Here is a 25,524-nt window from a genome sequence, read left to right on the forward strand (position 1 = left end):
TGCGGTTCCTATCGTCTTCTATCACTCATCAGGCGTGTTGTTCTGAGTGGCTTTAAAGGGGCTAAGTGGGTACGTCTGGCGGGTGTAAAATTGAGCGCCTTCCTTGGCGAGGGGAGTCCTTTTCGGTTTGCTTTTTATGCGATCGGCCAAGTGTCCTAGCCCCATCCAAGGGGTGCCCGGGATGCCTCTCGGCGGGGCTAGCGTGGATGCTCGTTTAGGAACACGCGACACTCCTGTATTGAGGTGCGGGCAGCCTCGGGAAGTTTTACTTGGTAGCGCTTCGCGGCGGACTCAGCAGCGGCTATCATTTTCGCGGTCGGAGCTTGGATCTGCATATACTTATCGATGAAGGTTTTGCACTCCCTGAATGAGGTCAGTTCTCCATTCAGCGTCACACCATTTTCGCCAGCTAGGCGCATAGCCAAGGCCTTCATCTTGTCGGTCGGCGGCGGTGTCTGCTGCATTACCTCGTCCAGGAATGAGCGACATATCTCGAAGCTCTTTTCGATGCCCTCTGGTAGCGTAAGACTGCGTGCAGCGGCTAGCTTGCGTGCTGCGGAAACCATGTTCTCTGTGGGGCCATTGGCTGCTTCTAAAACTGCCTCAGGTGCATTGTCCATGATGTCGATTGCCTCTTTGATGCGGGTAGTAATGAAGTCGCGTTGAGCAGTTATAAACGTGTCGCGGGCGTGCTTAGCCGCTGTGTCGTTGGGGGCGTTCTGGATTGCATCGAGCTGGCGCTCCCAAGCGGCTGTCACGCGCACATCGGAGAGTTCGGTGGGGGTGTTATCGATGAATGCGCGGCCTCGTGGTGTGGAGACAATTAGCTGCTGTTTCCCCTTGCGCTTGGTGGCTACGTATTCGCGATCAAACAACGTCTGGATAACCGTATCCCGAGTGGCTGGGGTGCCGATCCCTTCAGCCTTTCGGAGTGCTGCTGCATCTTCCCCTTCGACGTGTCGGCCTGCATTGAGCATTGCGCTTAGCAGGTCGTGCAGCGTGTAGTGTTTGGGCGGCTCGGTGCGTGCCTCATGAAGCCTTACAGCCTCGATGGGAATGCTGGCGCCGGCTACCAGTGGTGGCAGGTCTTTCTGTTCTTTGTGAGCCTCGAAAGCGGACATCCAGCCGTGGTCAATGACGCGCTTGAAGGTGCCGGAAAACAGCGCTGGCTGCCGCTCTATCACGTCCTCGACATCGATGCTGGCGCTGACACTCAAGGACTCGACGGTAGCGGCTGGCAGGAGGGCCTGGATGAATTGTTTTGCACAGGCCAGGTAGACCTTTTGTTCGGCCTCGGTACGATCTGCGAGGTTCGGAGTTTTGCGCGTTGGAATGATCCCGTGGTGGTTCATCGGCTTGTCGGTAAAGCAACGTGGCCGTGGCACCTCCGCACTCTCCATGCAATGCCGGCGACCAGCTTGGCGGGCTGGCGCCATAAGCGCGTCATCAGCCTTTGCTGCGCCACCCAGAATGGCCAATAAATCGTTCCGGTTATACAGACTGGCGGGCAGTTCTCCATGCTCTGTTCGTGGGTAGGTCAGGTAACCATCGCTTCGCATTGAATCGGCCGCTTTCAGCGTCTGTGTGGCCGTGAGGCCGTACTGTTTTGACATGTCTCGCTGAAGCGCTGTGAGGCTGTATGGCAGCGGTGGATGCTTGGCTGTTTGCTTTGTCTCGGCCTCCAGAATGGCGGCGTTATCGACGGTCTCTAGGCGCTTGGTAAAGGCCAACATGGCAGCCCTGTCCAGGAACATCGGCTTGCCGTCATCCTGCAGCTGGATGCTGCTGGCGCCAGCTATTGGGGTGGCCGGTGAATAGGTCAGCTCGCCCCCGCCCAGGGTGATCTTCGCCTGGTAGTGATCGACTGGAATGAAGGCTTCAATTGCGCGATCGCGGGTAACAACTAGCCCAAGGGTGGCGGACTGTACGCGGCCGGCCGACACGAGCCCAGCCTTGCCCTTACCTTTGGCTAAATCGCTACCCATAAGGCCTAAGCGAGCGGTTGCCGTGTATGCACGGACAAGGTACTGCCAGAAGCCATCCGCGTTGGCTCGGGCCTGCTGAGCCCGCCAGAAAGAAATGGTTTCTCCGGCGTTCCTGAGGCGCTTGGCCGCGGCCTGAACATCGGCCGCTTCCATAGAGCCGGTCAGCCACATCCGCTTCACCGAACCGCGGTACTTTGCGTACTGCAGGATCTCGTACCCGATGGCCTCGCCTTCGCGGTCTGGATCGGTGGCCAACCATACTTCTGTTGCTTGAGAGAGTTCTTTTTTAAGGTTTCCCAGGTATTTCTTACCGCGGTCGGTAGGCGTCTGAGGAAAGGCGGTAGGTAGGGGCAGAAGACTGCGGGGATCGCGCCAATTGGCCTCTGGGCTCACCTCGGAAGGCTCAACAGGCGCCAGCAAATGCCCAGCGGCCCAAACTAAGGTAAGTGTTATGCCATTCCAGGTGCCGGTGTAGGCGTTGCCGCTGCGCGTAAGACCTAAAGCAGGGGCTATTTTGTCGGCCTGGTCGGAGTGTTTCTCACACAGAATGAGTGCTCGTGATGTCATCCTGAAGGTCGTCCTTCGGTAGAGGAAAGTAAGCGGAATAAGCACCGCTCAGAAGCAAACCGACAATACGATGTCTTTCATCTCTAAAGTGTATTGCATACTTAAAAAGTGTCGTCTAGTATAGCAACACATAGGCAGCGGAAAAAGCTTAACAACCCTCTGCCGAACGAATTAAGCGGATTGCGCCCGCTATCTCCTCTCTCCCCTGACACGGCTTCGGGGATGCGCATTAGCCGTCTGGTCGTCTCGGTAACGGGGCTACCGGAGAGCCCTCTGAGTTAGCCCTGATCCGGCTTCTCTCTCACTCTCAACTCAGAGGGCTCCCCAGTAGCAGATCCAGAGTTTGAAGTCGGGCGCGGCCCGGGCGTGCTGACAATCCACGCTCCCCAGTAAGAGCCTGTTTCCCTGTACCTCACCCGGCCTCCCCAGCCGGTTTTTTTTTATTTGCGAGGGCGATCCATGGACAACCTTGAGGAATTGAGCGGCGTGATCAGTGCCGTTCGTTTCGTAGGTGAAGAGGGATTTCAGATCCTGACTGTGCGCGATGCTCAGGAACAGGAGGTAACGCTGGTGGCTGTATGTCAGCCGCTCAACGAGGGGGAGTCTGTACAGGCCCGCGGCACTTGGGGCACGCATCCTAAGTTCGGCAAGCAGTTCAAAGCCGATCGGCTCATCACGCAAATACCTCAGGAGTCCAAAGCGCTGGGTGCATACCTTGCGAGTGGCAAGGTGGCCGGCATTGGCCCCAAGTTCGCTGCGCGGTTGGTCGCCCATTTCGGTGATGGGCTGCGCGACGTACTCGGTGACGAAAAGGCCTTACGGGCTGTGTCAGGCATCGGTAAGAAGAAAGCAGTGGGGATAGCGGCGAGCTGGAATGAGTACCAAGAAGCGCGTGATGCATTGATCTTCCTGCAGGGGCATGGTCTGGGCGCTTCACGTGCAATGTCGGTCTTTCGCCAGTTGGGCCAGGAGACCATTGCGAAAGTATCCGCCAACCCCTACCGCACCTTATTGAAGACTCGAGGTATAGGGTTTCGTATAGCCGATGCTATGGCTCAATCTCTTGGCTTCGAGTTGACCCACCGCGATCGACTCATTGCGGGGCTTCGCCATGTCGTTGATGCACGATCAGCCTCGGGGCATACCCTGGCAACCTCGGATGAATTGGCCTCGGAAGGCGCGCAGCTCCTCGGGGTCGACGTGGCACGCATGGCCTCGGTTGTTGAACTGCTGCTGGCGCATGAAAAACTTATAAGTGTTGAGGGCGGGCTAGTTGGCCTGCCTTCGCTGGTGGAAGCCGAGAGAACCATCGCCACCGCGTTGCTAGCGCGTGCGGTGCATTGGAATGGCTGCAACCAAGTGCGTGTTGATGGCGAGCTGTCGGATGGCCGGGTGCTCAGTGATGAGCAGCGCCAAGCATTGGAGACCTGCCTTGCGTATGGGGTGGCTGTGCTTACGGGTGGGCCGGGGGTGGGGAAAACCACGGTGACTGAGGTGCTGGCGCAGACACTGGATGATGCTGGCCTTGAGCTGGCGCTGTGTGCGCCAACTGGCCGTGCCTCTCGGCGAATGTCGGAGGCAACCGGGAGGCCGGCGTCTACTATTCATCGTCTCCTGGGCGCTGGCGCCAGCGGCTTTGAGTTTAATGCTAGCAACCCGATCGAAGCGGATGTAGTGATCATTGATGAAGCATCGATGGTCGATGTGCCGTTGTTTCTGGCTCTGGTGGTGGCGCTGCCTGACCACTGCCGACTGTTCATCATCGGTGATCAGGATCAATTGGCCTCGGTTGGGCCGGGAAACATTCTTCGCGATGTGATCGGTTCGGGTGCTATCCCAGTGGCACGTCTTCAACAGATCCGGCGACAGGGGCCTGGCTCGCAAATTACTGTCCAGGCGCACGCCGTCAACCAGGGCAATAGTCCTCAATCGGTACCAGATAGCGACTTTGAGATTGTCGAAGTGCCGGAAGGCGGTGACCCCGAGCTGGTGTGTCGTGTGGCATTGCGGGTGGCCACTGAAGACATGCTGGCGCGTGGCTTCGATCCTCTTTATGAAGTGCAGGTGTTGACACCCATGCACGGTGGTCCGGTCGGAACCCGTGCTCTCAATGAAGCGTTACGAAGCTATCACGTCCCGGGCGATCGGGGCTCTGTGACAATCCATGGTCGCCAATGGGCGCCAGGGGACAAGATCGTGCAGACCGAGAATGACTATAACCGTGATGTCTTTAATGGTGATCTCGGCTATGTGGTGACGGCAGACGCTGAGGAGAAAACCGTGCTGGCGCGGTTTGAGGATCGTGAAGTGCTATTCACCAGCGACACCCTCGGCAAGCTGCAGCTGGCCTATGCCATGACCGGACACAAAGCGCAGGGGTCCGAATTCCCTGCCGTGGTCATTCCTCTGGTGAGATCGCATTGGCACATGCTAGAGCGACAATGGCTCTACACCAGCCTCACTCGGGGCAAACGCCGCGTCGTACTCGTTGGTCACCCTTCTGCGATTAAGCGAGCCGTCCATCATGTCACCGGGCAGCGTCGACTTACCTCATTACCGCTTTGGTTGCGCTAGCCTGCCTCACCAGTATCACCAACCTATAAAGGAGAGATCCATGGCCAAGAGAAGGCTTGAAGTCGCCCGGGACCCCGGCGAGCCACCTACAGCCTGCCTTTCCCAGCTGGGACACGTTGAGGCGCTTGTGACCGGAGGTGTGGCATGACCGGCTTCATCGCCATTCTCTGGGTCGGCGCTCTCGCGTATGCCGTCTTCCTGGCTGTGATGCTCATTTTCGGCTGGGGTAATCTCAAGGATCGCCGCTTTTTAATCCGCTGGATGGTCGCCTGGTCGGCGCTGCTGGCGCTGACGATCGGGATACGAATGGCTGCGTCTGAGCCTGAACAGCCACCGCCTCCCCCCGCGCCGCTGCTGGGAACGCCGATGGCTGTGGCCACCTCGGCAGGTGACGAAACTGAACCGGATGCGGACTAGAAAAGCTGATCACCCCGCCTTCTTGGAAAGGGGATTAGTGGGTACGGCAATGTGTGTGAGCTTTGTGGAGAGTCAACGTAATGGGCAATCAGTCACCGACAACACGGTTCATCGAGATGGTGCCGCCTTTGCTGGTACTTGCTGGCGCGATCGCGCTGTTGCAGGTGCATGCGATTCAGTTTTGGACTGAGTTTGTTGGGCCGATGGGTTGGGCCTGGGCTGTTCTCCTAGAAGTCGTTGCATTGTGGCTCTGGTATCAGCGCCAGCTGGCTCGGCGAATGCTGGCCATGGTCGCCAGCGTGCTTACGCTTACCGGACCTATCTATATGGTTTGCGAGCCTCTGGTGGATGAGTGGCTGTCAGCGTCTCACGTCGACGCCAGCCGGGAGCTGCGCATTGAGCGGCTGGCTCTGGAGGCCTCGCGCCTTGAAGAGAGTATCGAGACTTTCCGGGCAAATAGTGAGGCCCGGGCTGGCTGGCTCGAACCGATACAAGTCGCACAGGCTCGTCTCGCTGAGGTTGACAGCCAGTTGGCGACTCTCGTGGCGGCGCCCCCGGCCGAGGCCTGGACCTGGCGCCAGCAGGCTTTGATCGGCATGCAGGCGGTGGCGCTGCTGATCTTCCAGCTGGCCGCGGTGCTCGCTATCACCTCTCTATCCAAACTGCGCCAGCAAGCATTCGCCAAGGGTGTCACCCCGCGCCCTACCTCCTCTTGCGACAGGTTGCGCGAGGAAACGCCCGGAATTGGGCAGAACTTGGTTGTAGCAGGTGCGCTAAACACCGAGTCCGCTACATGCAACCTCGAACCGGAGCTGGGTTTGCCCAGTATGGGTGAAGCGAATAATGACAGTGAGCTGGGAAAGGGAGGGTTCGCGTATGCCGATATTGTCGTGCTTCGTGACGCCCTGGAGCAGTTGCTCGAGGACCGAGAAATGACGCAGGCAGCATTCTGCCGTGATCACGATTTCTCGCCTAGGGATCTTTCGCTACTGCGCCGACACGAGGCGCGTTGTGCAGCGGGAGAGCGGACAATCTCCATAACAGCCCTGGATCGGCTAGCCGAGATTCTTCGGCATCATCCGACCAGCTGTGCTGAGTAACGTAGGGGGTAGACATGTGCTCTGCACTCAATGCAACGAACAAGCCGGATTTGCTAGCAGACGACGCACTAGCAAATGAACTTCATGAGTACCTACGTCATCGTGCCGTTATTGAGCAAGATCTGCGGCGTGTTGGCATCACTGATACCACCCCTCTTGAGTTGGCCGATCGCATCATTGCCGATGCGATGCACTCAGCCTATGCCTGTATGCTCAGCGCCCACAAGCTGACCCATGCAGGTATCGCCAAGGGGAGAGAACACAATCACAGGAGGCAAAGCGATGGCGAAACCTAGTCATTGCAAGGGCGAGCTGGTGGCACTCTCTAGCGGTGGGGCAACCCATTACCAGTGCAGCGGGCTATATCGTGCCCTGGTTGATCTCAACCTGGGTGAGCTGGCTGAGCAATATTGCCTACAAGCCCCTTATCGCCAAGCGACACTGGATAGTCTCAACATGGGCACCCTAACCATCGACGATATTAACGCGATGGAGGCTTCCGGTGCCTATGCGCATCGGGACATCTCGGATCTAGGCTTTGGCCAATACCTGATTCATCGCGGCTATCTTCAGCTCGTGATGATCAACGAGGTTCACTGTGGTGCAGGGTTCTCCCCCGACATCGTGAGGGAGTCAGCCAATGCTCGGGCACAGACCCTGAGCCAGCTTTCAGGTGGGCATGTATGAACGCCATTGCCCCACACCCCATTCACCATGATATGCCAGATAGCACCATGACCGAGCGAGCCTCATGCCCAGTCTGTGCCTGTCAGGACAGTCCAGACTACCTAAAAAGAATCACCGACTGGTTTCATGCCCACTGGTTGGTGTGTCAGCGGTGCGGTTACCAGACCACCACACATTCCTCCTACGAAGCGGCTGAACGTGACTGGGACATGGCATCACTAGGCCGACAAGCAGAAGAGGCTGGACTGCTTGTGCCGGCCATTCAGGTATTTTCGATGCGTGACCTGGAGCTGTTGGAGTCCCTTCAGAAGGAAGCCTCTGAGGGTGATTGTGCGCGTACCTATCTTGTCTCCCGTGACTCACTGGTGCGCTGGAAAGAGATCGCCCGCCTTGGTCGGGACGAAGTAGACGAAACGCTGCAACCAGCGGTGGCGTCTGTCGAGCAGGAAATTGCTGACCTACTTCAGGCTCAGTGTGACGAGGACTGAAAGCATTGCGCTGTTGCGGAGAATGATCAATGCATAAATATTTGCGGGTTCGTAAAGAAGCCACCTGCCTCGCGAGGCATGTAAGCCTGCAGATATGTCGAGTCAGGGGGCTGAACCGTCTCTATACCCACTACTCGATATTGGAGCTGCTGACGAATGCCAATGAGTGGCTACTTAGTCTCGCGGTCGATGATTGGCAATCGATTAACGATACTTACGCTGAGCTGCCGAGACTGAGTTTCCCCGTTGCGTTTGTCGCGATCGGGGATGGCGTGATTCGAGCGCTTTGGGATCGACTAGTGGATGCAATTGCCATGGAGGCCGGCAAACCAGTGCCTGTCACCATGGACCAAGCGGATGAAGCCACTCGACACGCCCTACAGCCGGTGGTGAGTCAGTCAGAGTGGCTGAAGATGTGTCAGGCCACCCCGTATTTTGGCGTTAGGCGTCGATTCATGGGGCAATACGTGCTCGAAGCCTTCCCCAATGAAGCCGCAACTCCAAGGGAGAGCCTTCCCGCTCATTTGAAACATACCATCCCGGCTCGTTAGCGCTTCACCATGGCGGAAGGTGCTCTATCTCGCACCCATTAACTACAGAGGAACCCAGCATGACAATGCATACTCACCAGTCACATCCCGATATCGTCAAGCGCCTGAACCGCGCTCGGGGGCACCTTTCGAGTGTGACCCAGATGGTAGAGGATGGACGCCACTGTCTGGACATCGCTCAACAACTCCATGCGGTAGAAAAAGCCATTCAGCAAGCTAAACGCACCTTAGTGCTGGATCACATCGACCACTGCCTAGACGAAGCCCTGGGTACTCAGAATCAAACGCAACGGGCACGGGCTGAAGAGTTCAAGACGATTGCACGCTACCTGTAAGCGCTTTTAGGCACCCCTCATTTGAGGAAGTTCTATGCTCGATGTACTCGCCCACCGCGTCTACCGCCATCTCTTTCTAGCGCAGGTCATTGCACTGATCGGCACTGGCCTGACCACGGTTGCTCTGGCGTTGCTGGCTCACGATCTTGCCGAAGGTCAGGCGGGCGTCGTGCTAGGCACGGCGCTGGCGATCAAGATGGTCGCTTACGTGGGCATTGCCCCTTTGGTCGGCGCTTATGCATCACGCCTGCCTCGGCGCACCTTATTGGTTAGCCTGGACTTGCTGCGTGCAGCCGTGGTTTGCGCACTGCCTTTTGTTACCGAAGTGTGGCAGATCTATGTGCTGATCTTTCTGCTCAATGCTTGTTCAGCTGGCTTTACGCCCGTTTTCCAGGCGATGATCCCTGACATTCTCGAAGACGAAGAGCAGTACACACGAGCATTGTCCCTGTCGCGTCTCGCCTATGATTTAGAGAACCTTCTTAGCCCGATGGCGGCGGCGGCATTGCTGATGGTGATGGGTTTTGATGTCCTGTTTGTAATCAATGCTCTGGCCTTCGTTATCTCTGCCGCCCTGGTTATATCGGTGATCCTGCCTGCGTCTCACCCCCTAGAGGAAGCCCCCGGCGTCTGGCGTCGCGTTACTCATGGTATGCGGATTTACCTGAAGACGCCCCGGTTGCGCGGGCTACTGGCGTTGAACCTGGCTGTTTCAGCCGCCGGGGCCATGCAGATCGTCAACACGGTGGTACTCGTACGCTCGGTGTTGAATTTGGGCGAGAAAGAAGTCGCACTGGCCTTTGCCGCCGCAGGCGGGGGCTCCATGCTAATAGCCTTACTGCTGCCCAAGGTGCTGGAACGGGTGTCCGAGCGGCCAGTCATGCTGCTGGGTGGCGTTATGATGGCACTCAGCCTCTACCTGGGCTGGCTGGGCCCATCGTTTGCGGGGCTTGTCGGGCTATGGTTACTGCTGGGCGCTGGGGCCTCGTTGGTCATGACCCCCACCGGGCGCCTGCTCAAACGTTCATGCCAGCCGGAGGAGCGTCCAGCGCTGTTTGCTGCCCAGTTCTCGTTGTCACACAGCTGTTGGCTAGTCACCTATCCGTTGGCAGGCTGGCTGGGAGTGAACCTGGGACTGACGGGTACGTTCGCTTTGCTGGGAACGGTGGCCCTGGCGGCAACGGGGCTCGCGGCCCTTATCTGGCACGCACATGACCCGATGGCTCTTGAGCACGAGCACGCTGCCCAAAGTCACACCCACCTGCACTACCACGATGAACATCATCAGCACGAACATGAGGGATGGGAGGGGCCGGAACCTCATCGCCATTCCCACCATCATTCCCCAGGCTCACATGGGCACGTCTTTGTTATCGATGACCACCATTCCCATTGGCCATCGTAAAACGAGTAAGGACGCGGGCTTGGGAAATAAACGTGGGATGCGAACTGCCAATCTTACTAACGCGGGTATACAACATGCTCACCTTTTATTAAGGCGTAATATTAATAGGAGGTTTTTGCGCAAAGTAAGCTTTAACAGGCTTGCTAGTGTGGCAATGTGTAGGTGTAAAGAAAACGACGCAATCTTATTTTGGGTAAGCGGATTAAATGGTTGATCTTACCTTTGCATGAGAGTGAGACAGACCGGCATCTCATCGGATTATCTGGTTGATGCTTCACCTACTGCTGGTGCATGTTTCCTTCGCTAATTCCAGCAAGAATCCCACACGCCTCAACCTCCCGGTCATCGTTGCAACTCGCTCTCAGTGAAACGAGTTGTTTCTCAAGCGCTTGCAGAGCGGTTATCTGCGACCGCACATGAGAGATGTGATCATCGAGCAAGGCGTTGACAGCGGTACAGGACTGATGAGGGTCGTCCTGATAGCTCTGTAGTTCGTGAATCTCAGCCAGTGACAGGCCCAGGATTCTGCAGCGACGGATGAAGGCCAGCCCCTCACCATGCTTCTCGGTATAGACACGGTAACCGTTGTCCTGCCGATCAGGCGGCGGCAACAAGCCCTGCTGTTCATAGAAGCGGATCGTCTGTGTTTCGACCCCTACCAACTGCGCCAACTGACCAATGCGCATCAGCCTCCTCCCCAACGGATTCTTTACTCTATTGACCTTATAGTAGCCCTGAATCCGTGAGACCGGCCCCCGGAAGCACTTCTAACCCACTGACCTGCATGGCAATATAGCCATTATCGCCATTCACCCAGACAGTGCCATGCCCAACATAAAGTTCCGCGCCAGTCGCCGCACCCTCACCAGCCACGCCGGGCTGTCCATCATCGGGCAATGCTTCGAGATCGCTGGCGTCGACAGCATCGACAGCCGCTTCCCCACCACGCTGGGCATGCGCACCAGTGACGTGATCAAGAGCTACCTGGGCCTGCTGTGTCTGGGCATGAGCGACTATGACGCTGTCGAGAACTTCCGCCGCGACAAGCCCTTCCAACAACTGCTGACCCTGCAGAAGGTGCCGAGCGCGGCGACGCTGCGACAGCGGCTGGAGAAACTTGCCGCCAACGACCTGCAGGCGCGCACCGCCACCTGGTCCACGACCCTGCTGTCACTGATCGAAGCACCGATCACCGCCGAGACGACGCACGTCTGCCTGGACATCGACACCTTCGTCATGGACAACAGCAACTCGAAGAAGGAAGGCGTCTCGCGGACCTACCAGAAGGTCGATGGCTACACCCCGATCGCCGCCTATCTGGGCAACGAAGGGTGGTGCCTGGGTCTGGAACTGCGGCCTGGCAAGCAGCACACCATGAAGGAGAGCAACGCCTTCCTGGAGCGGGTACTGCCTCGCGCCCAATGCCTGACCAAGCAACCGATCCTGTTACGCGAGGACAGCGGCTTCGACAGCCAGGCGCTGTGGCCGCAGACCGTCTCGATCCACGACGACAACAAGACCGAATACGTCGTCCAACGCGTGATGCGCCTGGTAGAGCGCACCGCCGATCGCGATGGCCAGTTGCTGCTCGAACCGGACTATGAGTTGGAAGGCTGGTGGACCAGCCTGGACGAGGCGCCGGAGGCGGTGATCAAACGCTACCAGGCGCATGCCACCCATGAGCAGTTTCACAGCGAGATCAAGACCGATCTCGACCTGGAGCGCTTGCCGTCCGGCAAGTTCGCCACCAACGATCTGATCCTGCATCTCGCCCAGTTGGCCTACAACATCCTGCGCCTGATGGGACAGCTGGGCATGACCGGCGAGCTGAGCCCGGTTCGCCACCCGGCCAAGCGGCGCCGGCTGCGCACCGTGCTACAAGAGTTGGTGCACCGTGCGGCTCTCGTGATTCACAAGGCACGGCAGATCATCCTCGACTTCGGGCAGGATATCGGGCGCATGACGGTGCTCAAGACGCTGCGGAGCCGACTGCGTTATCCACGAGGAACGCCATGCTGACCGTCAATCGGCGACACTCTATCCACAAGCAGTTCCAAGCGACACGCGATCGCCAGATATGTCGTGCCTGGCGGGTGGAAAGGCATGACAAAACGGGCCGTCAGCACCGATCAGCACGGTGGGTTTTGGCAATAACGGGCTTGCGAAAGCCAGCTTGCACGGGGCGAATGATCAAAAAGTGCTCGCTGGCGGTGATAGGGAAAGTGTCGGCGCCGGCTTCACGGATTCAGGACAATGCTTCCCGTACCAGTGCCCTATCAAGTGGTGAGCTCAACCAAGCACTCTCCCATGCGTTCAAAATGCATATTGCAACCTCGCACGCACTTCATCTCCGCTAGCGCCATTGGCTTCTTCGCCATCCATGTAGCTCATTCCAAGTCGAACATTCTTGTTGGCGTAATAGTTAACGCCCAGTGTTGTTTGCTTACCGTCAGTTGTGGCCAGCCCCACATCACTGTATTTTCCGTCGCCATCTTCAAAACGGGCAATAACTTCCCAGGCTCCTTTGGGCGATGACGGTTCCACTCGCTTGAACGCCCCAGCCTTGTAAGGACGGCTTTCGCCGGTGACAACCCAACCAAGCTGTACGTAATAACCATCAACATCCACCTGACCTTCCTCGGAATCGAAATATTCGGCCTGGGCATGGAAGGGCCCGGAAGCGCCGGCCAATTCCAGATTAAACGTATCGACCTCATTGGCCTGAGTGTCGGCATCACGCGTGGTATAACCCGCACCAAGATGAACAACAGCATTATTCGTTTGAACGGGTGCAACCGTGCCCCGTGCGGTTACTGCCGTGTTATTGAAGTCGTCGCTGCCATCGCCGTCTGCCTCGAAATAGCCGATACCGTAGGTCCAGTTGCTGCCTTTGCCACTGAGCTGGATGCCGCCGCTGCGACCGGGGGTATAACGCTCGGTCATGGCGGATCGCTCAAGGGCCGAGATGTCTTTTGAACTCGTTAATTGTTCCAGGCCGAATGGCTCTTTCTGCTTACCAATAGTCACGGTTGCAGCTGAGCCAAATCCCAGGTAGCGAATGTACAGGTCCTCAGCGTTCCCGCCTTTGGCGCCATCACTCTCAGCCACGTTGAACTGGGCTTTGTACGCCCAGTCGCCAAAGTGGCCCTTGGCGTAGAGGCGTGCCCGGCGCACGTCGAAATCGGTAGTGTCAACACCGTTGGCGTCAGACTGCGTGGCGTCGTAATCCCATTGAAGGCGCCCGCCGAGCTGAAAAGACGCAGAGTTATCCGACACTTTCACTTTGATACCGCTGTCGGTATCGATCACAAGGTCTTTGCCGCTGGTCGTAACAGTTCCGGCCTGTGCGGCGGAAGCTGCAGAAATCGCCAAAGCCAAGCCCAAATATTTCTTGCTCATAGTGGTTTTTTCCTTTCAGTTTGCTTGTGGGTATTGAAGAATCAATGGAAAGTCTATTTGGTAAAGATTGCAGTTTGTTTACAAATGATGCATCGAAACAGGGCATCGGTTCGGGCCTGTGACAGGTTTTGGCGCGCTGCGTGTTGCGGCCCTATTCTTGGTCAAGCTAAGAGTTCGCCGCTTAAGTCCCAGGACTCTGACAAATAACAATGGGTAAGCGGATTAAATGGTTGATCTTACCTTTGCATGAGAGTGAGACAGACCGGCATCTCATCGGATTATCTGGTTGATGCTTCACCTACTGCTGGTGCATGTTTCCTTCGCTAATTCCAGCAAGAACCCCACACGCCTCAACTTCCCGGTCATCGTTGCAACTCGCTCTCAGTGAAACGAGTTGTTTCTCAAGCGCTTGCAGAGCGGTTATCTGCGACCGCACATGAGAGATGTGATCATCGAGCAAGGCGTTGACGGCGGTACAAGGCTGATGAGGGTCGTCCTGATAGCTCTGTAGTTCGTGAATCTCAGCCAGTGACAGGCCCAGGATTCTGCAGCGACGGATGAAGGCCAGCCCCTCACCATGCTTCTCGGTATAGACACGGTAACCGTTGTCCTGCCGATCAGGCGGCGGCAACAAGCCCTGCTGTTCATAGAAGCGGATCGTCTGTGTTTCGACCCCTACCAACTGCGCCAACTGACCAATGCGCATCAGCCTCCTCCCCAACGGATTCTTTACTCTATTGACCTTATAGTAGCTTTATAGTTTTAAATGGTACCACAACATTGTTCAAGTGGAGTCGTATCATGAGCAAATCCTGTGGTGGCGCCTGTGGCGGTGATGCAACGTCCGCAGCGGATACCGATATACAGGCCTCCTCCGAGGCGCCAGGGAGATGGGTCAGTGTTTATGCCGTGCCGAAGATGGACTGTCCATCAGAAGAACGAATGATTCGCCTAGCCCTGAACGGCTTTGAGGAGATTCGGGCGCTGTCCTTCGACTTGTCGAACCGCCGGCTGAAGGTCGTGCATGACGGCGAGGTCGAGCCCGTCACCTCGAAACTGAAGACCTTGGGGCTAGGCGCCTCGCTTCAGGAAACCGTCGCTGCAAATCCGGAGACCATCAAGGCCGCCGAGTTTTCGGCAGCTTCTGCTAAGCAAGAATCCGGGACCCTGCGCTGGTTGCTCGGCATCAATGCACTTCTGTTCGTGGTGGAAATGACTGCCGGTCTGATGGCTCAGTCAACTGGCCTCATTGCAGAGTCCCTGGACAATTTTGCTGATGCGGCAGTGTACGGACTCGCTCTTTATGCGGTTGGGCATAGCGTGAAAAGGCAGCTACGTGCCGCGCATGTTGCTGGTGTACTGCAACTGATCTTGGCTGTGGGCGTACTCATAGAGGTCGTGAGGCGCTTTGTATTCGGTAGTGAGCCTGAATCGCTGGTGATGATGGCTATCGCATTCGTCGCATTGATTGCCAATACCAGTTGTCTGCTGCTCATATCCAAACATCGGGAGGGCGGGGCGCACATGAAGGCAAGCTGGATATTCTCGGCCAACGACGTGGTGATCAACCTGGGGGTCATCACCGCCGGCGCCCTGGTCGTGTGGACCGGTTCCAATTATCCGGATCTGATTATCGGCACCATCGCGGGGGTCATTGTACTTAACGGTGCCAGACGCATTCTGGCGTTGAAGGGTTAAATAATGCTCATTATTGGCAAAAAGCTCTCGCCGTATGCCCTATTGTCCATATCGGGCCTGCTGGCAGCGTCTGATCAGGCTGTAAAGTGGCTGGTGCAGCAATCAATGGCCTATGGCGAGTATGTTTCGGTGACCCCGTTCTTTAACTGGGTGCACCTATGGAACACCGGTGCCGCATTCAGTCTTTTTGCGAATGGTGGAGGCTGGCAGCGCTACTTTTTTATCGGAATCGCGGTAGTGGTCTCGATTTTTCTGATCAAGCTGATCCTTGAAAATCGTCATAAAGGAGAAGCCATCGCTTACAGTCTTATCCTCGGTGGCGCCATGGGCAACCTGATTGACCGGGTCTTTCGCGGCTATGTTGTGGATTCCTTTGATTTCTATTGGCGAGACTGGCATTGGCCGGCCTTCAACCTGGCTGATATTGCAATTGTCCTCGGTGCCTTACTTTTCGTTTCCAGCAGCTTGTTGGGTAAAAAAGCAAACACCAATGCCGAGCCGGATGGATCTGACTGACACCTACGCCTATACAACACCATGACCGAACTTCCCGACAACATCCTTCACCTGCCGCAATACCAAGTACTGGGCTGCAAATCAACCGACGACGAAATGCACTTCCAGGTGGACGTGCCCGATCCCATCGCCTGCGAGGAATGCGGCGTGCAGGGTGAGTTCGTACGGTTCGGCAAGCGTGACGTTCCCTATCGTGATCTGCCCATCCACGGCAAGCGGGTCACTCTCTGGGTGGTCCGCCGCCGATACACCTGCCGGGCCTGCAAGACAACATTCAGGCCCCAGCTACCGGAGATGGTGGACGGATTCCGTATGACACTGCGGCTGCATGAGTACGTGGAGAAGGAATCCTTCAACCACCCCTACACCTTTGTGGCGGCACAGACCGGCCTGGACGAGAAGACGGTGCGCGACATCTTCAACGCCCGCGCCGAGTTCCTGGGGCGCTGGCACCGCTTCGAGACGCCCCGCATCCTGGGCATTGACGAGCTATACCTGAACAAGCGCTACCGCTGCATTCTGACCAACATTGAGGAGCGAACCCTGCTCGACCTGCTGGCCACCCGCCGCCAGGACGTGGTGACCAACTACCTGATGAAGCTGAAAGACCGGCAGAAGGTCGAGATCGTCAGCATGGACATGTGGAACCCCTACCGGGCAGCGGTCAAGGCTGTGCTGCCCCAGGCCCGTATCGTGGTCGATAAGTTCCATGTGGTGCGCATGGCCAACGATGCCCTAGAGAGAGTGCGCAAGGGCCTCAGAAAGGAGCTGAAACCGTCCCAGAGCCGGACTCTCAAGGGAGACCGGAAAATCCTGCTGAAACGCGCTCACGAAGTCTCAGACCGGGAGCGCCTCATCATGGAGACCTGGACAGGCGCGTTCCCGCAACTGCTGGCCGCCTACGAGCACAAGGAGCGCTTCTACGGCATCTGGGACGCCACCACACGGCTCCAGGCAGAAGCCGCCCTGGACGAGTGGATAGCCACCATCCCGAAGGGCCAAAAGGAAGTCTGGAGCGATCTGGTCAGGGCAGTGGGAAACTGGCGCGAAGAGACCATGACCTACTTCGAGACGGACATGCCCGTCACCAACGCTTACACGGAGTCCATCAACCGACTGGCCAAGGACAAGAACCGTGAAGGGCGCGGTTACTCCTTCGAGGTGATGCGGGCACGAATGCTCTACACCACGAAGCACAAGAAGAAGGCACCGACTGCGAAGGTCTCTCCTTTCTACAAGAAAACCATCGGTTACGGACTGCCGGACTTCGCAGAGGAACTCAACTACGGAGTCGATCTATCAACCATCTGAGGGTGGTATCAGATTGATGGGGTGAAGGTGCCCCATCAACCATTAAATCCGTATACCCTTATTAAATTGTAAATAACCAGCGGAGTAAACCACCATGAAAATTAAAGCAATTGTTTTTAGTGCAGTAGTAGCAAGTATCTTCTCTACACCTGTATTAGCGAGCTTAGGCAATGCAACACAGGATCTTCCCTTACTAGAAAGAGGCGTATCTTCTACACAGATGCTTGCTCAGGGGCAATCGAAGCGTTTCAATATTAACATTGAACAAGCGACTACACTGAAAGTAGCGAGTGAGCACTTCCCAGGTTTTACCAGCACTGGCAACCGCATTTCAGCTGTGCTTTATGACAAAACTGGAAAACAAGTAGCAGAAGCGTCCAGTCCACGGGGTCACTTTGAACTTGTTCGTCAGCTGCAACCGGGCAATTATCAGCTTGAGGTGACAGGTAGCTCAATGGGGGGCACTAAGGAAAATAGCAATAACAGTTATGAACTACATGTCGCTTACTAAGCGACATTATTAATTATAACTAATTCAAAAGGGGTTCGCAAGCGAGCCCCTTTTAGATATTAAAAAAAGCAAACACCAACATTTGAAAGCCTCAGTTAATGTATATAACCCCCTAGAAAATGACGCCCAGCCGAAGCGCTCGCCCCGGCTGGCTTGAAGCTTAGCTGGCCATTGCGGCACATTCTTCAGCGCAGCGATGACAAGCTTGAGCACACTCTTGGCAGTGAGGTGCATCATGTTTTGCACACTCATCACCACATTTCTTACAAATGTCGGCACATAGACGGCAGATCTCGTGTGCAAACTCACTTTCTTGTGCCATAAATGAGGCAGCTAACCGACAAATTTGAGCACATTGCATGTTAAGGCGAATACATTCCGCCATCATTTTTACGTTGTCTTCTTTTAGGCACTCAGTTGCACACTTGTCACAATAAGCAGCGCATACGTGACAAGCTTCAATGCAGTTTTCATATTTTTTTAAGTCCATCTCGGTTCTCCATTTTTTAAACCATATTTTATTTACCATAGTTTCTGCTTGGCATGATAAAGCTAGAACAACCCAAAAGAAAAATCAAGGAAAGGTAATCTGATAGATACTCACGAAATATAAAGATAAACCAGGTAGCTGTGCGTTACTTGCCATAATTTTTATTATTCAGCTAGGATTCAGGAAGGCCTACTATAATAAATGTTTTTTTCAAAAAAACACTGAAGCGTTCGCTGCGCTTGTACGTTACCTCGCCACGAGCTCCTAATTAAAGTAATTAGGTGAAGAACTAAATTAATAGTGAAAGCAATTAAGCTCTAAGCATTATAAAAATAATCTCCTTTTAGGAGACTAGCTCAGCCTAATCAGCTTCCTAAGGAGTCAGTATGAAAATTAATCTCTACTTCTCTGACGGCCTGGCTACCCCAGGGTCGCCAGGGAGGGGAAAAGGTCAACCATGATACTTGAAAGCCGTGTCATATACCCCGTAACGATAGCAATACCCATCAGGATCACAATCGTGCCCGCCACGGGGCGAGCATAGGCACTCCACCTTCCCAGGCTTTGCCGATGCAGAGCAAATCGGTTAATCAGTAAAGTGCTGGCAAGAAAAGGTAGCGCCAGTCCTGCCGAGTAGGCACTTAGATAAATCATTCCAGCCTGGGCACTAGCAGCATTAGACGTGGCCATCAGAATAGCGCCTAGTATAGGGCCGATACAGGGGGTCCAACCGATGGCAAAAGAGACCCCGAACACTGTCGCCGACAGCGGGGAGCCACCCTGGACATTGGGTGTGAACTGAAAGGTACGCTGGAATAGCGGCAATCGGAACACGCCGGTCATAAAGAGGCCCAGCACGATCACCGCCGAGCCGGCAACCCAGTTGAATTCTTGGCGATACCCTCGCATCAGTTGCCCGATACTACTGGCGCCGAGCCCGAGTAGGATGAACACGATGCTGAAGCCGAAGACGAAGAAGGCACTGAGGGTCAATGCCTCTAACCGCCTGTCGGCTTTACCGGCACTACCGCCTGTGACCACCGACAGGTAGGCCGGTAACAGGGGCAGCGTGCAGGGCGAGAAGAAGGAGACCAATCCGCCGATAAAGGCGCCGACCAAGCCGATGGAAGAGAGAGATTCCAATGTGTTATCGCAACTTAAGTTATGGAGACGGCCAACAAGGGTATTGAACCAATCCCATGGTGCTACCTCCTATCATATCCATTTTAACGCCGTAAGAATTTTAAGGCTTACAGCTGCTTTAAGGTCAACCTTTATTGACAAATTATTTGTCTCCTATCGAATTGCAAATATTACACATCAAGCTTGACCTTAAAGTTGACTTCAAAGTTATGGTGGCTACTCAATGAATGACATGAGGACATTTCCATGGCGCTACAACTGGGCGAGACAGCACCAAACTTCACGATCGAATCCACGCAAGGCACGGTCAACTTTCACCAATGGCTTGACGACAGCTGGGCGGTGCTGTTCTCGCACCCCGCTGATTTTACGCCAGTATGCACCACAGAACTGGGCGCGTTTGCCAAGCGAAAGAACGAATTCACCCAGCGGGGTGCCAAACTGGTTGGGGTTTCGGTGGATCCCCTCAGCTCTCACCACGACTGGGTGGGGGATATTGAACAGACTCAGGGCACGGCCCTGAACTACCCCTTGCTGGCTGACGAAGATCAGGTGGTAGCGAAGCTTTATGGAATGATCCATCCCAAAGCCGACCCCAAACTTACGGTGCGCACGGTCTTCATCATCGATTCTGACAAGAAAATTCGTCTCACTTTGACGTATCCACCCAGCACAGGACGTAATGTCGACGAGATACTGCGGGTTCTCGATTCGCTTCAGCTAACTGACAAGCACAAAGTGGCCACCCCCGTTGACTGGCAAAACGGTGACGATGTCATCATCTCGCCATCGCTATCGAATGATGACGCTAGGCAACACTTTCCCGAAGGCTGGAACACCAAGACGCCCTACCTTAGGGTCGTGCGCCAACCGGAGCAATAGGAGCCCCGACCGATAGATTCGTTGAGTCAGGCTGCCAGAAGCTTAGATTAATAATATCGTGAGGTAACGCTATGCAAACACTAAGTATCGGCGAGCTTGCCGAACGAAGCGGGGTCGCTAGCCAGGCGATTCGATTCTACGAAAAAGAGAAACTTATGCCTCCTCCGAGGAGGACCGATGCCAACTATCGGCGTTACCCACTGGAAGCTGTGGATCGGTTACAGTTCATCGTCCATGCCAAGCAGTGGGGCTTCACGCTGCAAGAGATTCGGGAGCTGTTAATGCTTCAGGATGCTAATGGCGACCGGGCGCAAGCTAAGCGCATCGCCGGGGAGAAGCTGCACAAGGTGCGCGAGCAGATCAAACACCTCTCGCGAATTGAAGCCGTATTATCGAAAACACTGGACGAATGTGCAGGCGAAGGGCCTATGCAGGAAGGCTGCCCGATTGTTGAAGCTATCGCAGAGCAGGCTGAATGATCGAGCATTTTCTCGACAGCAAACATGGGAATCAAGCTTGCATATCGGGTCGTCGATAAATTAACAGGAGATCTTCATTATGGCGCAAAACGTCGATATCGAGATTCGTGGTATGTCCTGTGCTTCCTGTGTTGGACGTGTGGAACGTGCACTCAGCCAGCAGCCAGGCGTGATCAACGCTCAAGTGAACCTCGCCACCCAGAAGGCGGCTATCCAGGTCGAAGCAGGTACCACGACCACTAGCCTACTCAACGCCATTGAAACAGCGGGCTATCAACCTGTGGTGGAAAGTCTCGACATTCCCATCACCGGCATGAGTTGTGGATCGTGTGTCTCTCGGATAGAGCGAACGCTAACGAAGCTGCCCGGCATGGTGGAAGTGAGTGTTAACCTTGCTACCCAGAAGGCCTTCGTTCGCTTCCTGCCGGGAGCCGTTTCGTTAACGCGTATTCAGCATGCCATCCGCGAGGCAGGCTATGAACCTCAGGATACCGATACGCCGCCACCAACGGACAGCGAGGACTGGGAGAGAGCCGAGCTTCGCCGCCGAGTCGTGCTCGCGGCAATATTTACGATTCCGGTAGTCATCATCGCCATGGGAAAAATGATTCCCGCTTTTGACACGCTGTTAACGAGTCTAATGCCGCATCGCGGCTGGATGGGCGTCGAGTGGTTATTGGCTACACCGGTGCAGTTTTATGCAGGTGCACGCTTCTATCGTGCCGGCTTCGCCGAACTCCGGCATTTTAATCCAGGCATGAACAGCCTCGTTATGATCGGATCGAGCGCTGCCTATTTTTATTCGGTCGCCGCCCTGCTGGTGCCCACGCTCTTTCCCGTCGGAACCGCCGTGAGCTATTTCGAAGCGGCGGCGGTGATCGTGACGCTAATCCTGCTCGGTCGTTATTTTGAACACATTGCCAAGGGCCGCACCTCCGAGGCGATCAAGAAGCTTCTGCAATTACAGGCGAAAACTGCCCGCGTCATACGCGAGGATGAAACCGTCGAGCTGCCTATCGACGCCGTCGTCACAGGCGATCGTATTTTGGTTCGCCCAGGGGAGCGTGTTCCAGTCGATGGCATCGTCGAGGAGGGTCACTCTTACGTTGATGAGTCGATGATCAGCGGTGAGCCCGTGCCGGTCGCCAAACAGAAAGATTCCGAAGTCGTCGGTGGCACTATCAACAAGAACGGTGCACTTACCTTTCGGGCCACGCGAGTCGGTGCCGACACTGTCTTGTCGCAGATCGTCAAGATGGTGGAAACGGCCCAAGCGGAGAAGCCCCCCATCCAGCAGTTGGCCGACAAGGTTGCTGGTGTATTTGTTCCCGTGGTCATCGCTATCGCCACGATGACCTTTGCACTCTGGTTCGCTTTCGGACCGGCGCCGTCTTTGTCGTTTGCTTTCGTCACTACCGTTAGCGTACTGCTAATTGCCTGCCCCTGTGCGATGGGCCTAGCCACCCCAACGGCCATCATGGTCAGTACCGGGAAAGGGGCCGAGATGGGAGTGCTATTTCGTAAAGGGGCGGCGCTTGAGACGCTGGCCAAAATGAATACGGTGGTGCTGGACAAGACCGGCACTTTGACCCAGGGGCGCCCCGAGCTGACCGACTTCGAAGCGATCAACGGCCATGAGAACGAGGTGCTGCGACTGGTCGCGGCGGTGGAAGCTCAAAGCGAGCACCCCATCGCCGAGGCTATTGTACAGGGCGCCAAGGCCCGCGGGCTGGAATTACCCTCGGTCAGTCGCTTTAGTGCCGAGCCTGGCTACGGCATTGAAGCCGAGGTCGACGGCCACTTGGTACATGTGGGAGCTGATCGTTACATGCTTCGGCTGGAAATCGAGCTCGGCCAGGCAGAAACACGCGCCAAGGTGTTTGCCGAGAACGCCAAGAGCCCGCTCTATGCCGCGGTAGACGGCCAGCTTGCTGCAGTCATCGCGGTGGCGGATCCACTTAAGGAGGGCTCTGCCGAGGCCATCGCAGCACTCAAAGCGCAAGGGCTGGAAGTGGCCATGCTCACCGGCGATAACCGTGCCACTGCCGATGCTATCGCCCGACAGGTTGGCATCCAGCAGATTCTCGCCGAGGTACTGCCCGACCAGAAAGCGGCAGAGATCCGGCGTCTCCAGGCGGAGGGCAAGCGCGTCGCTTTTGTGGGGGACGGGATCAATGATGCGCCCGCTTTGGCCCAGGCCGACGTGGGCATTGCGATCGGCACTGGCACCGATATTGCCATCGAGTCCGGCGATGTGGTGCTGATGAGTGGCGATTTGCGAGGCATCGTCAATGCCACGGCGCTCTCCAAGCGTACCCACCGGACCATTATCGGCAATTTCGTTTGGGCCTATGGCTACAACGTAGCGTTGATCCCCGTGGCGGCGGGCGTGCTCTATCCGTTCATCGGCGTATTGCTCAGCCCCATGCTGGCGGCGGCTGCCATGAGTGTTTCCAGTGTCTTTGTACTGACTAACTCGTTGCGGCTACGCCGTTTCACGCCAGATCCCGGCAATGCCACACCACGTCCAAACGAGGCTGTTCATCGCGCCTAAACCAAACACCGTAGTGTTAAAGAGGAATTCAAAATGATGGGAAGTGATAGTTGCATGTGGGGTATGGCGGGGATGGGCCTAATAGCGATCTTGTTGATTATTGCACTGGGGCTTGGTGTTGCTGCGCTTATCAAGTACCTGTTTTTTAATAAGAAGCACTAAAACCAGCCAGTAAATGTGATCGACCTAATCCCTTGGAAAAACAGTAATTGATAAAGAGAGCATTCATGAGGCATATCCTACATTCTACTTATTACCTAGCCGCTGCAGGTCTGTTAGGTCTTATTACGTTGCCTGCGTTGGCGCAGGAAGCAGGAACCGATGCCAATGAGAGTCATCAGGCCGGCATTGCCGCTAATACTGAGTCTCCCTTGCCCAAGACGATTACCGTGTTGGTGGATCAAGGGTTCACATTCCATGGCATCTTCGAAGCGCCTGACGACCTCCAAGGCTATGCCTTGTCTTACGATAATGAGCCTATGGCGGCTTATATCTCCTTCTCTTCCGACTATGCCGTCATTGGTACGTTAATCGACCCTCAGGGTAATGCCGTCATGGAAAGCCAGCTTCAGGCTCTGGTGCTGGAACCCATGCGGGAAGCTACCTGGAGTGCGTTTGAAAACACACGTTTTATCTCGGAGGGGAATGATGATGCATCACATGTTGTGTACACACTAACAGACCCCAACTGCCCTTACTGCAACGCACTCTGGAAGAATTCACGTCCGCTAATCGAGCAAGGCGTGCTACAGCTTCGCCACGTGCTGGTTGGTGTGCTATCAGAGGACAGCCTTCGCAAAGCTGCTGCAATCCTTGAATTCCACGATCCGGTTAGCGCTCTCGAAACTCATGAATTGGAATTTCGCAATGGCGGCATAAGGCCGGTGGAGCCGTCGGAGGAGAGCCAAGCGCTTCTCAGAAAGCATGCCCAGATCATGCGTGAGGCCGGCGCTACGGGGACGCCGACCAGCTACTACCGTGATGAAGCCGGGAAAGTGCAGCGTATCAGTGGTGCAGTGTCGACCGACCAGCTTCGCGAAATCTTAGGTGTTGAATGATACACCATCACGGTACAGGGCTGAGATGACGTGTCTCCCCACTCCCACCACTGAGATGAACATGGCAACCAAGCTTAGCGTAAAGCAAAAGCTCTTTTTGGGGCTCACTCTATTGATGGGCTTGGCGGCCCTCTATTGGATCCTGATGGAAACCGGCGCCTTGTCGGTCTTGACCGACAAGCAGGCCTTGCGTGAGTGGGTTGATAGGCTGGGCGTCTGGGGGCCATTGGCCATCATCTTTATGATGATGGCTGCCATTGTCATGAGCCCGATCCCCAGTGGTCCGATTGCGATGGTGGCTGGTGCGCTTTACGGCCCAGCTTGGGGGACGGCCTATGTCGTTATCGGTGCCGAAGCCGGTGCTCTGCTCGCTTTCTGCATTGCTCGTTTTCTCGGCTATGAAGTGATGCAACGCTGGCCCCGTACACGGCCTATCCTCAATTGGCTGGGAAAGGAGCGCTCTCAAACCGGCTTGATGCTCATCGTTTTTGCATCCCGATTGGTGCCCTTCATTTCGTTTGATGCCATCAGCTATGCGGCAGGTATTACGCCCCTGTCCTTCTGGCGCTTTTTGATCGCCACATTGGCCGGCGTAATCCCCACGGCGTATCTGATCGTCAAGTTCGGCGAAGTGCTAATTACCGCCGACTCCCGTGGTCTCATGATCGCGCTGGTCCTCATCAGTGGCATCACATTGCTGCCGCTGCTGGCGAAACGCCTATGGGCTCGAAAGCCATGACCGATGCAACCTAGTGCTCCAAATCAACTTCCGTAAGCACTAACAATGCTCAGCAGGCACTTACCCGCTACTACCTGTGAGACGTATACGTGAAATCTCGGACATTGCTATTTTTACCCCTATTGGGCTTTTTTGGTTTGAGCTTTTTCTTTTATCAGGGCTTATCAATGGATCCTAGCGCCAGAGATTCCCCCTTGTTAGCTCAGCCGTTTCCGGCCTTCAACCTGACGACGCTGGAAGACCCCTCAAGGGTCGTTGATGAATCTCTTTTTAAAGATAAGGTGACATTGGTCAATGTTTGGGGAGAGTGGTGCCCCACTTGCAAGCATGAAATGCCGCAGTTATTGGACTTAGCCGCGCGAGGCGTTCGCTTGGTTGGCATCAACTACAAGGATACCCAGGCAAAGGGACTCGAGTTTCTTGACGAGTTTGGGAATCCTTTTGAAGTCAATATTTTTGATCCAGAGGGTAACCTAGGTTTTGAGCTAGGTGTTTATGGCGCACCCGAAAGCTATCTGGTCGATACCGAGGGCACTATTCGTTACAAACATACAGGTTACATAACTTCTGAAGATGTTGAACGAGTCATCCAGGAAGTCGAGAAGTGGAAACGATAAAACGGCTCTTAAGACGCA

General features: G+C 55.5%; 27 protein-coding genes. 21 read left to right on the forward strand and 6 right to left on the reverse strand.

Going from position 1 to position 25,524, the window contains the following annotated elements:
- Positions 1-197 precede the first annotated feature (197 nt).
- A complete protein-coding gene (locus tag ACXUPB_RS22740; protein WP_008957431.1) occupies positions 198-2,552 on the reverse strand; it encodes a DNA topoisomerase in 2,355 nt (784 codons plus the stop codon).
- A 459-nt stretch (positions 2,553-3,011) separates the two neighbouring features.
- On the opposite strand from ACXUPB_RS22740, the gene recD2 reads away from it, so the two are divergent.
- The 9 genes from recD2 to ACXUPB_RS22785 all read left to right on the forward strand — a co-directional run bounded on the left by recD2 (position 3,012) and on the right by ACXUPB_RS22785 (position 10,109).
- Entirely contained in the window at positions 3,012-5,126 is a 2,115-nt protein-coding gene (gene recD2 / locus ACXUPB_RS22745) for an SF1B family DNA helicase RecD2 (protein WP_008957432.1), read from the forward strand.
- A gap of 144 nt (positions 5,127-5,270) precedes the next feature.
- A complete protein-coding gene (locus ACXUPB_RS22750; protein WP_008957434.1) occupies positions 5,271-5,543 on the forward strand; it encodes a hypothetical protein in 273 nt (90 codons plus the stop codon).
- Between the two features lie 80 nt (positions 5,544-5,623).
- The gene (locus tag ACXUPB_RS22755) at positions 5,624-6,643 is read left to right on the forward strand and encodes a helix-turn-helix domain-containing protein (protein ID WP_035586634.1); all 1,020 of its coding nucleotides are present in this window, start codon (positions 5,624-5,626) and stop codon (positions 6,641-6,643) included.
- A gap of 14 nt (positions 6,644-6,657) precedes the next feature.
- Complete coding sequence (locus ACXUPB_RS22760; protein WP_008957436.1) at positions 6,658-6,939, forward strand: hypothetical protein; 282 nt, start codon at positions 6,658-6,660, stop codon at positions 6,937-6,939.
- Entirely contained in the window at positions 6,926-7,330 is a 405-nt protein-coding gene (locus ACXUPB_RS22765; protein WP_008957437.1) for a hypothetical protein, read from the forward strand. The genes ACXUPB_RS22760 and ACXUPB_RS22765 overlap by 14 nt, the downstream gene beginning before the upstream one ends.
- Positions 7,327-7,818, forward strand: a complete 492-nt coding sequence (locus ACXUPB_RS22770) for a hypothetical protein (protein WP_008957438.1) — start codon at positions 7,327-7,329, stop codon at positions 7,816-7,818. The genes ACXUPB_RS22765 and ACXUPB_RS22770 overlap by 4 nt, the downstream gene beginning before the upstream one ends.
- Before the next feature lie 29 nt (positions 7,819-7,847).
- Entirely contained in the window at positions 7,848-8,369 is a 522-nt protein-coding gene (locus ACXUPB_RS22775) for a hypothetical protein (RefSeq protein WP_008957439.1), read from the forward strand.
- 59 nt (positions 8,370-8,428) lie between these two features.
- Entirely contained in the window at positions 8,429-8,704 is a 276-nt protein-coding gene (locus ACXUPB_RS22780; RefSeq protein WP_008957440.1) for a metal-sensing transcriptional repressor, read from the forward strand.
- 34 nt (positions 8,705-8,738) lie between these two features.
- Positions 8,739-10,109: an MFS transporter gene (locus ACXUPB_RS22785; RefSeq protein ID WP_008957441.1), complete on the forward strand. Its 1,371-nt coding sequence runs from the start codon at positions 8,739-8,741 to the stop codon at positions 10,107-10,109.
- Positions 10,110-10,387: 278 nt separating this feature from the next.
- On the opposite strand, the gene cadR (ACXUPB_RS22790) is transcribed toward ACXUPB_RS22785, so the two are convergent.
- A complete protein-coding gene (gene cadR, locus ACXUPB_RS22790) occupies positions 10,388-10,795 on the reverse strand; it encodes a Cd(II)/Pb(II)-responsive transcriptional regulator (RefSeq protein WP_083024399.1) in 408 nt (135 codons plus the stop codon).
- Between the two features lie 139 nt (positions 10,796-10,934).
- Between cadR (ACXUPB_RS22790) and ACXUPB_RS22795 the strand changes: the two genes are divergently transcribed.
- Complete coding sequence (locus ACXUPB_RS22795) at positions 10,935-12,128, forward strand: transposase (protein ID WP_172422032.1); 1,194 nt, start codon at positions 10,935-10,937, stop codon at positions 12,126-12,128.
- Positions 12,129-12,422: 294 nt separating this feature from the next.
- On the opposite strand, the gene ACXUPB_RS22800 is transcribed toward ACXUPB_RS22795, so the two are convergent.
- Both ACXUPB_RS22800 and cadR (ACXUPB_RS22805) read right to left on the reverse strand, forming a co-directional pair.
- Positions 12,423-13,508, reverse strand: coding sequence for an OprO/OprP family phosphate-selective porin (locus ACXUPB_RS22800; protein ID WP_054641840.1), 1,086 nt, complete (start codon positions 13,506-13,508; stop codon positions 12,423-12,425).
- A 298-nt stretch (positions 13,509-13,806) separates the two neighbouring features.
- On the reverse strand, positions 13,807-14,214 hold the full coding sequence (gene cadR, locus ACXUPB_RS22805) for a Cd(II)/Pb(II)-responsive transcriptional regulator (RefSeq protein WP_004364961.1): 408 nt from the start codon (positions 14,212-14,214) through the stop codon (positions 13,807-13,809).
- Positions 14,215-14,309: 95 nt separating this feature from the next.
- On the opposite strand from cadR (ACXUPB_RS22805), the gene ACXUPB_RS22810 reads away from it, so the two are divergent.
- From ACXUPB_RS22810 to ACXUPB_RS22825, 4 genes are all read left to right on the forward strand, one after another.
- Positions 14,310-15,206 carry a cation efflux transmembrane domain-containing protein gene (locus ACXUPB_RS22810; protein ID WP_044630762.1) on the forward strand — a complete coding sequence of 299 codons (897 nt, stop codon included), beginning with the start codon at positions 14,310-14,312 and terminating at the stop codon, positions 15,204-15,206.
- Between the two features lie 3 nt (positions 15,207-15,209).
- Complete coding sequence (gene lspA / locus ACXUPB_RS22815; RefSeq protein ID WP_004863699.1) at positions 15,210-15,722, forward strand: signal peptidase II; 513 nt, start codon at positions 15,210-15,212, stop codon at positions 15,720-15,722.
- 21 nt (positions 15,723-15,743) lie between these two features.
- The gene (locus ACXUPB_RS22820; protein ID WP_004574636.1) at positions 15,744-17,033 is read left to right on the forward strand and encodes an ISL3-like element ISPpu12 family transposase; all 1,290 of its coding nucleotides are present in this window, start codon (positions 15,744-15,746) and stop codon (positions 17,031-17,033) included.
- Between the two features lie 94 nt (positions 17,034-17,127).
- Positions 17,128-17,544, forward strand: coding sequence for a hypothetical protein (locus ACXUPB_RS22825; RefSeq protein WP_472956781.1), 417 nt, complete (start codon positions 17,128-17,130; stop codon positions 17,542-17,544).
- A gap of 160 nt (positions 17,545-17,704) precedes the next feature.
- Here ACXUPB_RS22825 and ACXUPB_RS22830 read toward each other — a convergent pair whose 3' ends face one another.
- Together ACXUPB_RS22830 and ACXUPB_RS22835 are read right to left on the reverse strand one after the other, a co-directional pair.
- Positions 17,705-18,073, reverse strand: coding sequence for a four-helix bundle copper-binding protein (locus ACXUPB_RS22830; RefSeq protein ID WP_232774902.1), 369 nt, complete (start codon positions 18,071-18,073; stop codon positions 17,705-17,707).
- 381 nt (positions 18,074-18,454) lie between these two features.
- Positions 18,455-19,177 (reverse strand): cytochrome c biogenesis CcdA family protein, encoded by a 723-nt coding sequence (locus ACXUPB_RS22835; RefSeq protein WP_144815962.1) that lies wholly within the window; start codon positions 19,175-19,177, stop codon positions 18,455-18,457.
- Positions 19,178-19,423: 246 nt separating this feature from the next.
- Between ACXUPB_RS22835 and ACXUPB_RS22840 the strand changes: the two genes are divergently transcribed.
- The 7 genes from ACXUPB_RS22840 to ACXUPB_RS22870 all read left to right on the forward strand — a co-directional run bounded on the left by ACXUPB_RS22840 (position 19,424) and on the right by ACXUPB_RS22870 (position 25,506).
- Positions 19,424-20,059, forward strand: coding sequence for a peroxiredoxin (locus ACXUPB_RS22840; protein ID WP_083023027.1), 636 nt, complete (start codon positions 19,424-19,426; stop codon positions 20,057-20,059).
- 71 nt (positions 20,060-20,130) lie between these two features.
- Positions 20,131-20,538 carry a heavy metal-responsive transcriptional regulator gene (locus ACXUPB_RS22845; RefSeq protein ID WP_008958490.1) on the forward strand — a complete coding sequence of 136 codons (408 nt, stop codon included), beginning with the start codon at positions 20,131-20,133 and terminating at the stop codon, positions 20,536-20,538.
- 79 nt (positions 20,539-20,617) lie between these two features.
- Complete coding sequence (locus tag ACXUPB_RS22850; RefSeq protein ID WP_138801702.1) at positions 20,618-23,092, forward strand: heavy metal translocating P-type ATPase; 2,475 nt, start codon at positions 20,618-20,620, stop codon at positions 23,090-23,092.
- A 33-nt stretch (positions 23,093-23,125) separates the two neighbouring features.
- Positions 23,126-23,254 (forward strand): hypothetical protein, encoded by a 129-nt coding sequence (locus ACXUPB_RS22855; protein ID WP_008958488.1) that lies wholly within the window; start codon positions 23,126-23,128, stop codon positions 23,252-23,254.
- 65 nt (positions 23,255-23,319) lie between these two features.
- The gene (gene dsbG, locus ACXUPB_RS22860) at positions 23,320-24,150 is read left to right on the forward strand and encodes a thiol:disulfide interchange protein DsbG (protein ID WP_472956782.1); all 831 of its coding nucleotides are present in this window, start codon (positions 23,320-23,322) and stop codon (positions 24,148-24,150) included.
- Between the two features lie 61 nt (positions 24,151-24,211).
- Positions 24,212-24,889, forward strand: a complete 678-nt coding sequence (locus ACXUPB_RS22865) for a TVP38/TMEM64 family protein (RefSeq protein ID WP_039860315.1) — start codon at positions 24,212-24,214, stop codon at positions 24,887-24,889.
- A gap of 89 nt (positions 24,890-24,978) precedes the next feature.
- Positions 24,979-25,506 (forward strand): DsbE family thiol:disulfide interchange protein, encoded by a 528-nt coding sequence (locus ACXUPB_RS22870; RefSeq protein WP_035586998.1) that lies wholly within the window; start codon positions 24,979-24,981, stop codon positions 25,504-25,506.
- Positions 25,507-25,524: the final 18 nt, after the last annotated feature.

Source organism: Vreelandella sp. DA03-1M, assembly GCF_055725665.1.

What these genes read in the sequence shown, in the direction of transcription:
- ACXUPB_RS22840 (WP_083023027.1), top strand. Translation starts at nt 19,424, where the DNA reads ATGGCGCTACAACTGGGCGAGACAGCACCAAACTTCACGATCGAATCC.
- lspA (WP_004863699.1), top strand. Translation starts at nt 15,210, where the DNA reads ATGCTCATTATTGGCAAAAAGCTCTCGCCGTATGCCCTATTGTCCATA.
- ACXUPB_RS22740 (WP_008957431.1), bottom strand. Translation starts at nt 2,552, where the DNA reads ATGACATCACGAGCACTCATTCTGTGTGAGAAACACTCCGACCAGGCC.
- ACXUPB_RS22765 (WP_008957437.1), top strand. Translation starts at nt 6,926, where the DNA reads ATGGCGAAACCTAGTCATTGCAAGGGCGAGCTGGTGGCACTCTCTAGC.
- cadR (WP_004364961.1), bottom strand. Translation starts at nt 14,214, where the DNA reads ATGCGCATTGGTCAGTTGGCGCAGTTGGTAGGGGTCGAAACACAGACG.
- ACXUPB_RS22760 (WP_008957436.1), top strand. Translation starts at nt 6,658, where the DNA reads ATGTGCTCTGCACTCAATGCAACGAACAAGCCGGATTTGCTAGCAGAC.
- ACXUPB_RS22855 (WP_008958488.1), top strand. Translation starts at nt 23,126, where the DNA reads ATGATGGGAAGTGATAGTTGCATGTGGGGTATGGCGGGGATGGGCCTA.
- ACXUPB_RS22850 (WP_138801702.1), top strand. Translation starts at nt 20,618, where the DNA reads ATGGCGCAAAACGTCGATATCGAGATTCGTGGTATGTCCTGTGCTTCC.
- ACXUPB_RS22865 (WP_039860315.1), top strand. Translation starts at nt 24,212, where the DNA reads ATGGCAACCAAGCTTAGCGTAAAGCAAAAGCTCTTTTTGGGGCTCACT.
- ACXUPB_RS22830 (WP_232774902.1), bottom strand. Translation starts at nt 18,073, where the DNA reads ATGGTAAATAAAATATGGTTTAAAAAATGGAGAACCGAGATGGACTTA.
- ACXUPB_RS22825 (WP_472956781.1), top strand. Translation starts at nt 17,128, where the DNA reads ATGAAAATTAAAGCAATTGTTTTTAGTGCAGTAGTAGCAAGTATCTTC.
- ACXUPB_RS22820 (WP_004574636.1), top strand. Translation starts at nt 15,744, where the DNA reads ATGACCGAACTTCCCGACAACATCCTTCACCTGCCGCAATACCAAGTA.
- cadR (WP_083024399.1), bottom strand. Translation starts at nt 10,795, where the DNA reads ATGCGCATTGGTCAGTTGGCGCAGTTGGTAGGGGTCGAAACACAGACG.
- ACXUPB_RS22800 (WP_054641840.1), bottom strand. Translation starts at nt 13,508, where the DNA reads ATGAGCAAGAAATATTTGGGCTTGGCTTTGGCGATTTCTGCAGCTTCC.
- ACXUPB_RS22810 (WP_044630762.1), top strand. Translation starts at nt 14,310, where the DNA reads ATGAGCAAATCCTGTGGTGGCGCCTGTGGCGGTGATGCAACGTCCGCA.
- recD2 (WP_008957432.1), top strand. Translation starts at nt 3,012, where the DNA reads ATGGACAACCTTGAGGAATTGAGCGGCGTGATCAGTGCCGTTCGTTTC.
- ACXUPB_RS22770 (WP_008957438.1), top strand. Translation starts at nt 7,327, where the DNA reads ATGAACGCCATTGCCCCACACCCCATTCACCATGATATGCCAGATAGC.
- ACXUPB_RS22795 (WP_172422032.1), top strand. Translation starts at nt 10,935, where the DNA reads ATGCCCAACATAAAGTTCCGCGCCAGTCGCCGCACCCTCACCAGCCAC.
- ACXUPB_RS22785 (WP_008957441.1), top strand. Translation starts at nt 8,739, where the DNA reads ATGCTCGATGTACTCGCCCACCGCGTCTACCGCCATCTCTTTCTAGCG.
- ACXUPB_RS22755 (WP_035586634.1), top strand. Translation starts at nt 5,624, where the DNA reads ATGGGCAATCAGTCACCGACAACACGGTTCATCGAGATGGTGCCGCCT.
- ACXUPB_RS22750 (WP_008957434.1), top strand. Translation starts at nt 5,271, where the DNA reads ATGACCGGCTTCATCGCCATTCTCTGGGTCGGCGCTCTCGCGTATGCC.
- dsbG (WP_472956782.1), top strand. Translation starts at nt 23,320, where the DNA reads ATGAGGCATATCCTACATTCTACTTATTACCTAGCCGCTGCAGGTCTG.
- ACXUPB_RS22775 (WP_008957439.1), top strand. Translation starts at nt 7,848, where the DNA reads ATGCATAAATATTTGCGGGTTCGTAAAGAAGCCACCTGCCTCGCGAGG.
- ACXUPB_RS22780 (WP_008957440.1), top strand. Translation starts at nt 8,429, where the DNA reads ATGACAATGCATACTCACCAGTCACATCCCGATATCGTCAAGCGCCTG.
- ACXUPB_RS22845 (WP_008958490.1), top strand. Translation starts at nt 20,131, where the DNA reads ATGCAAACACTAAGTATCGGCGAGCTTGCCGAACGAAGCGGGGTCGCT.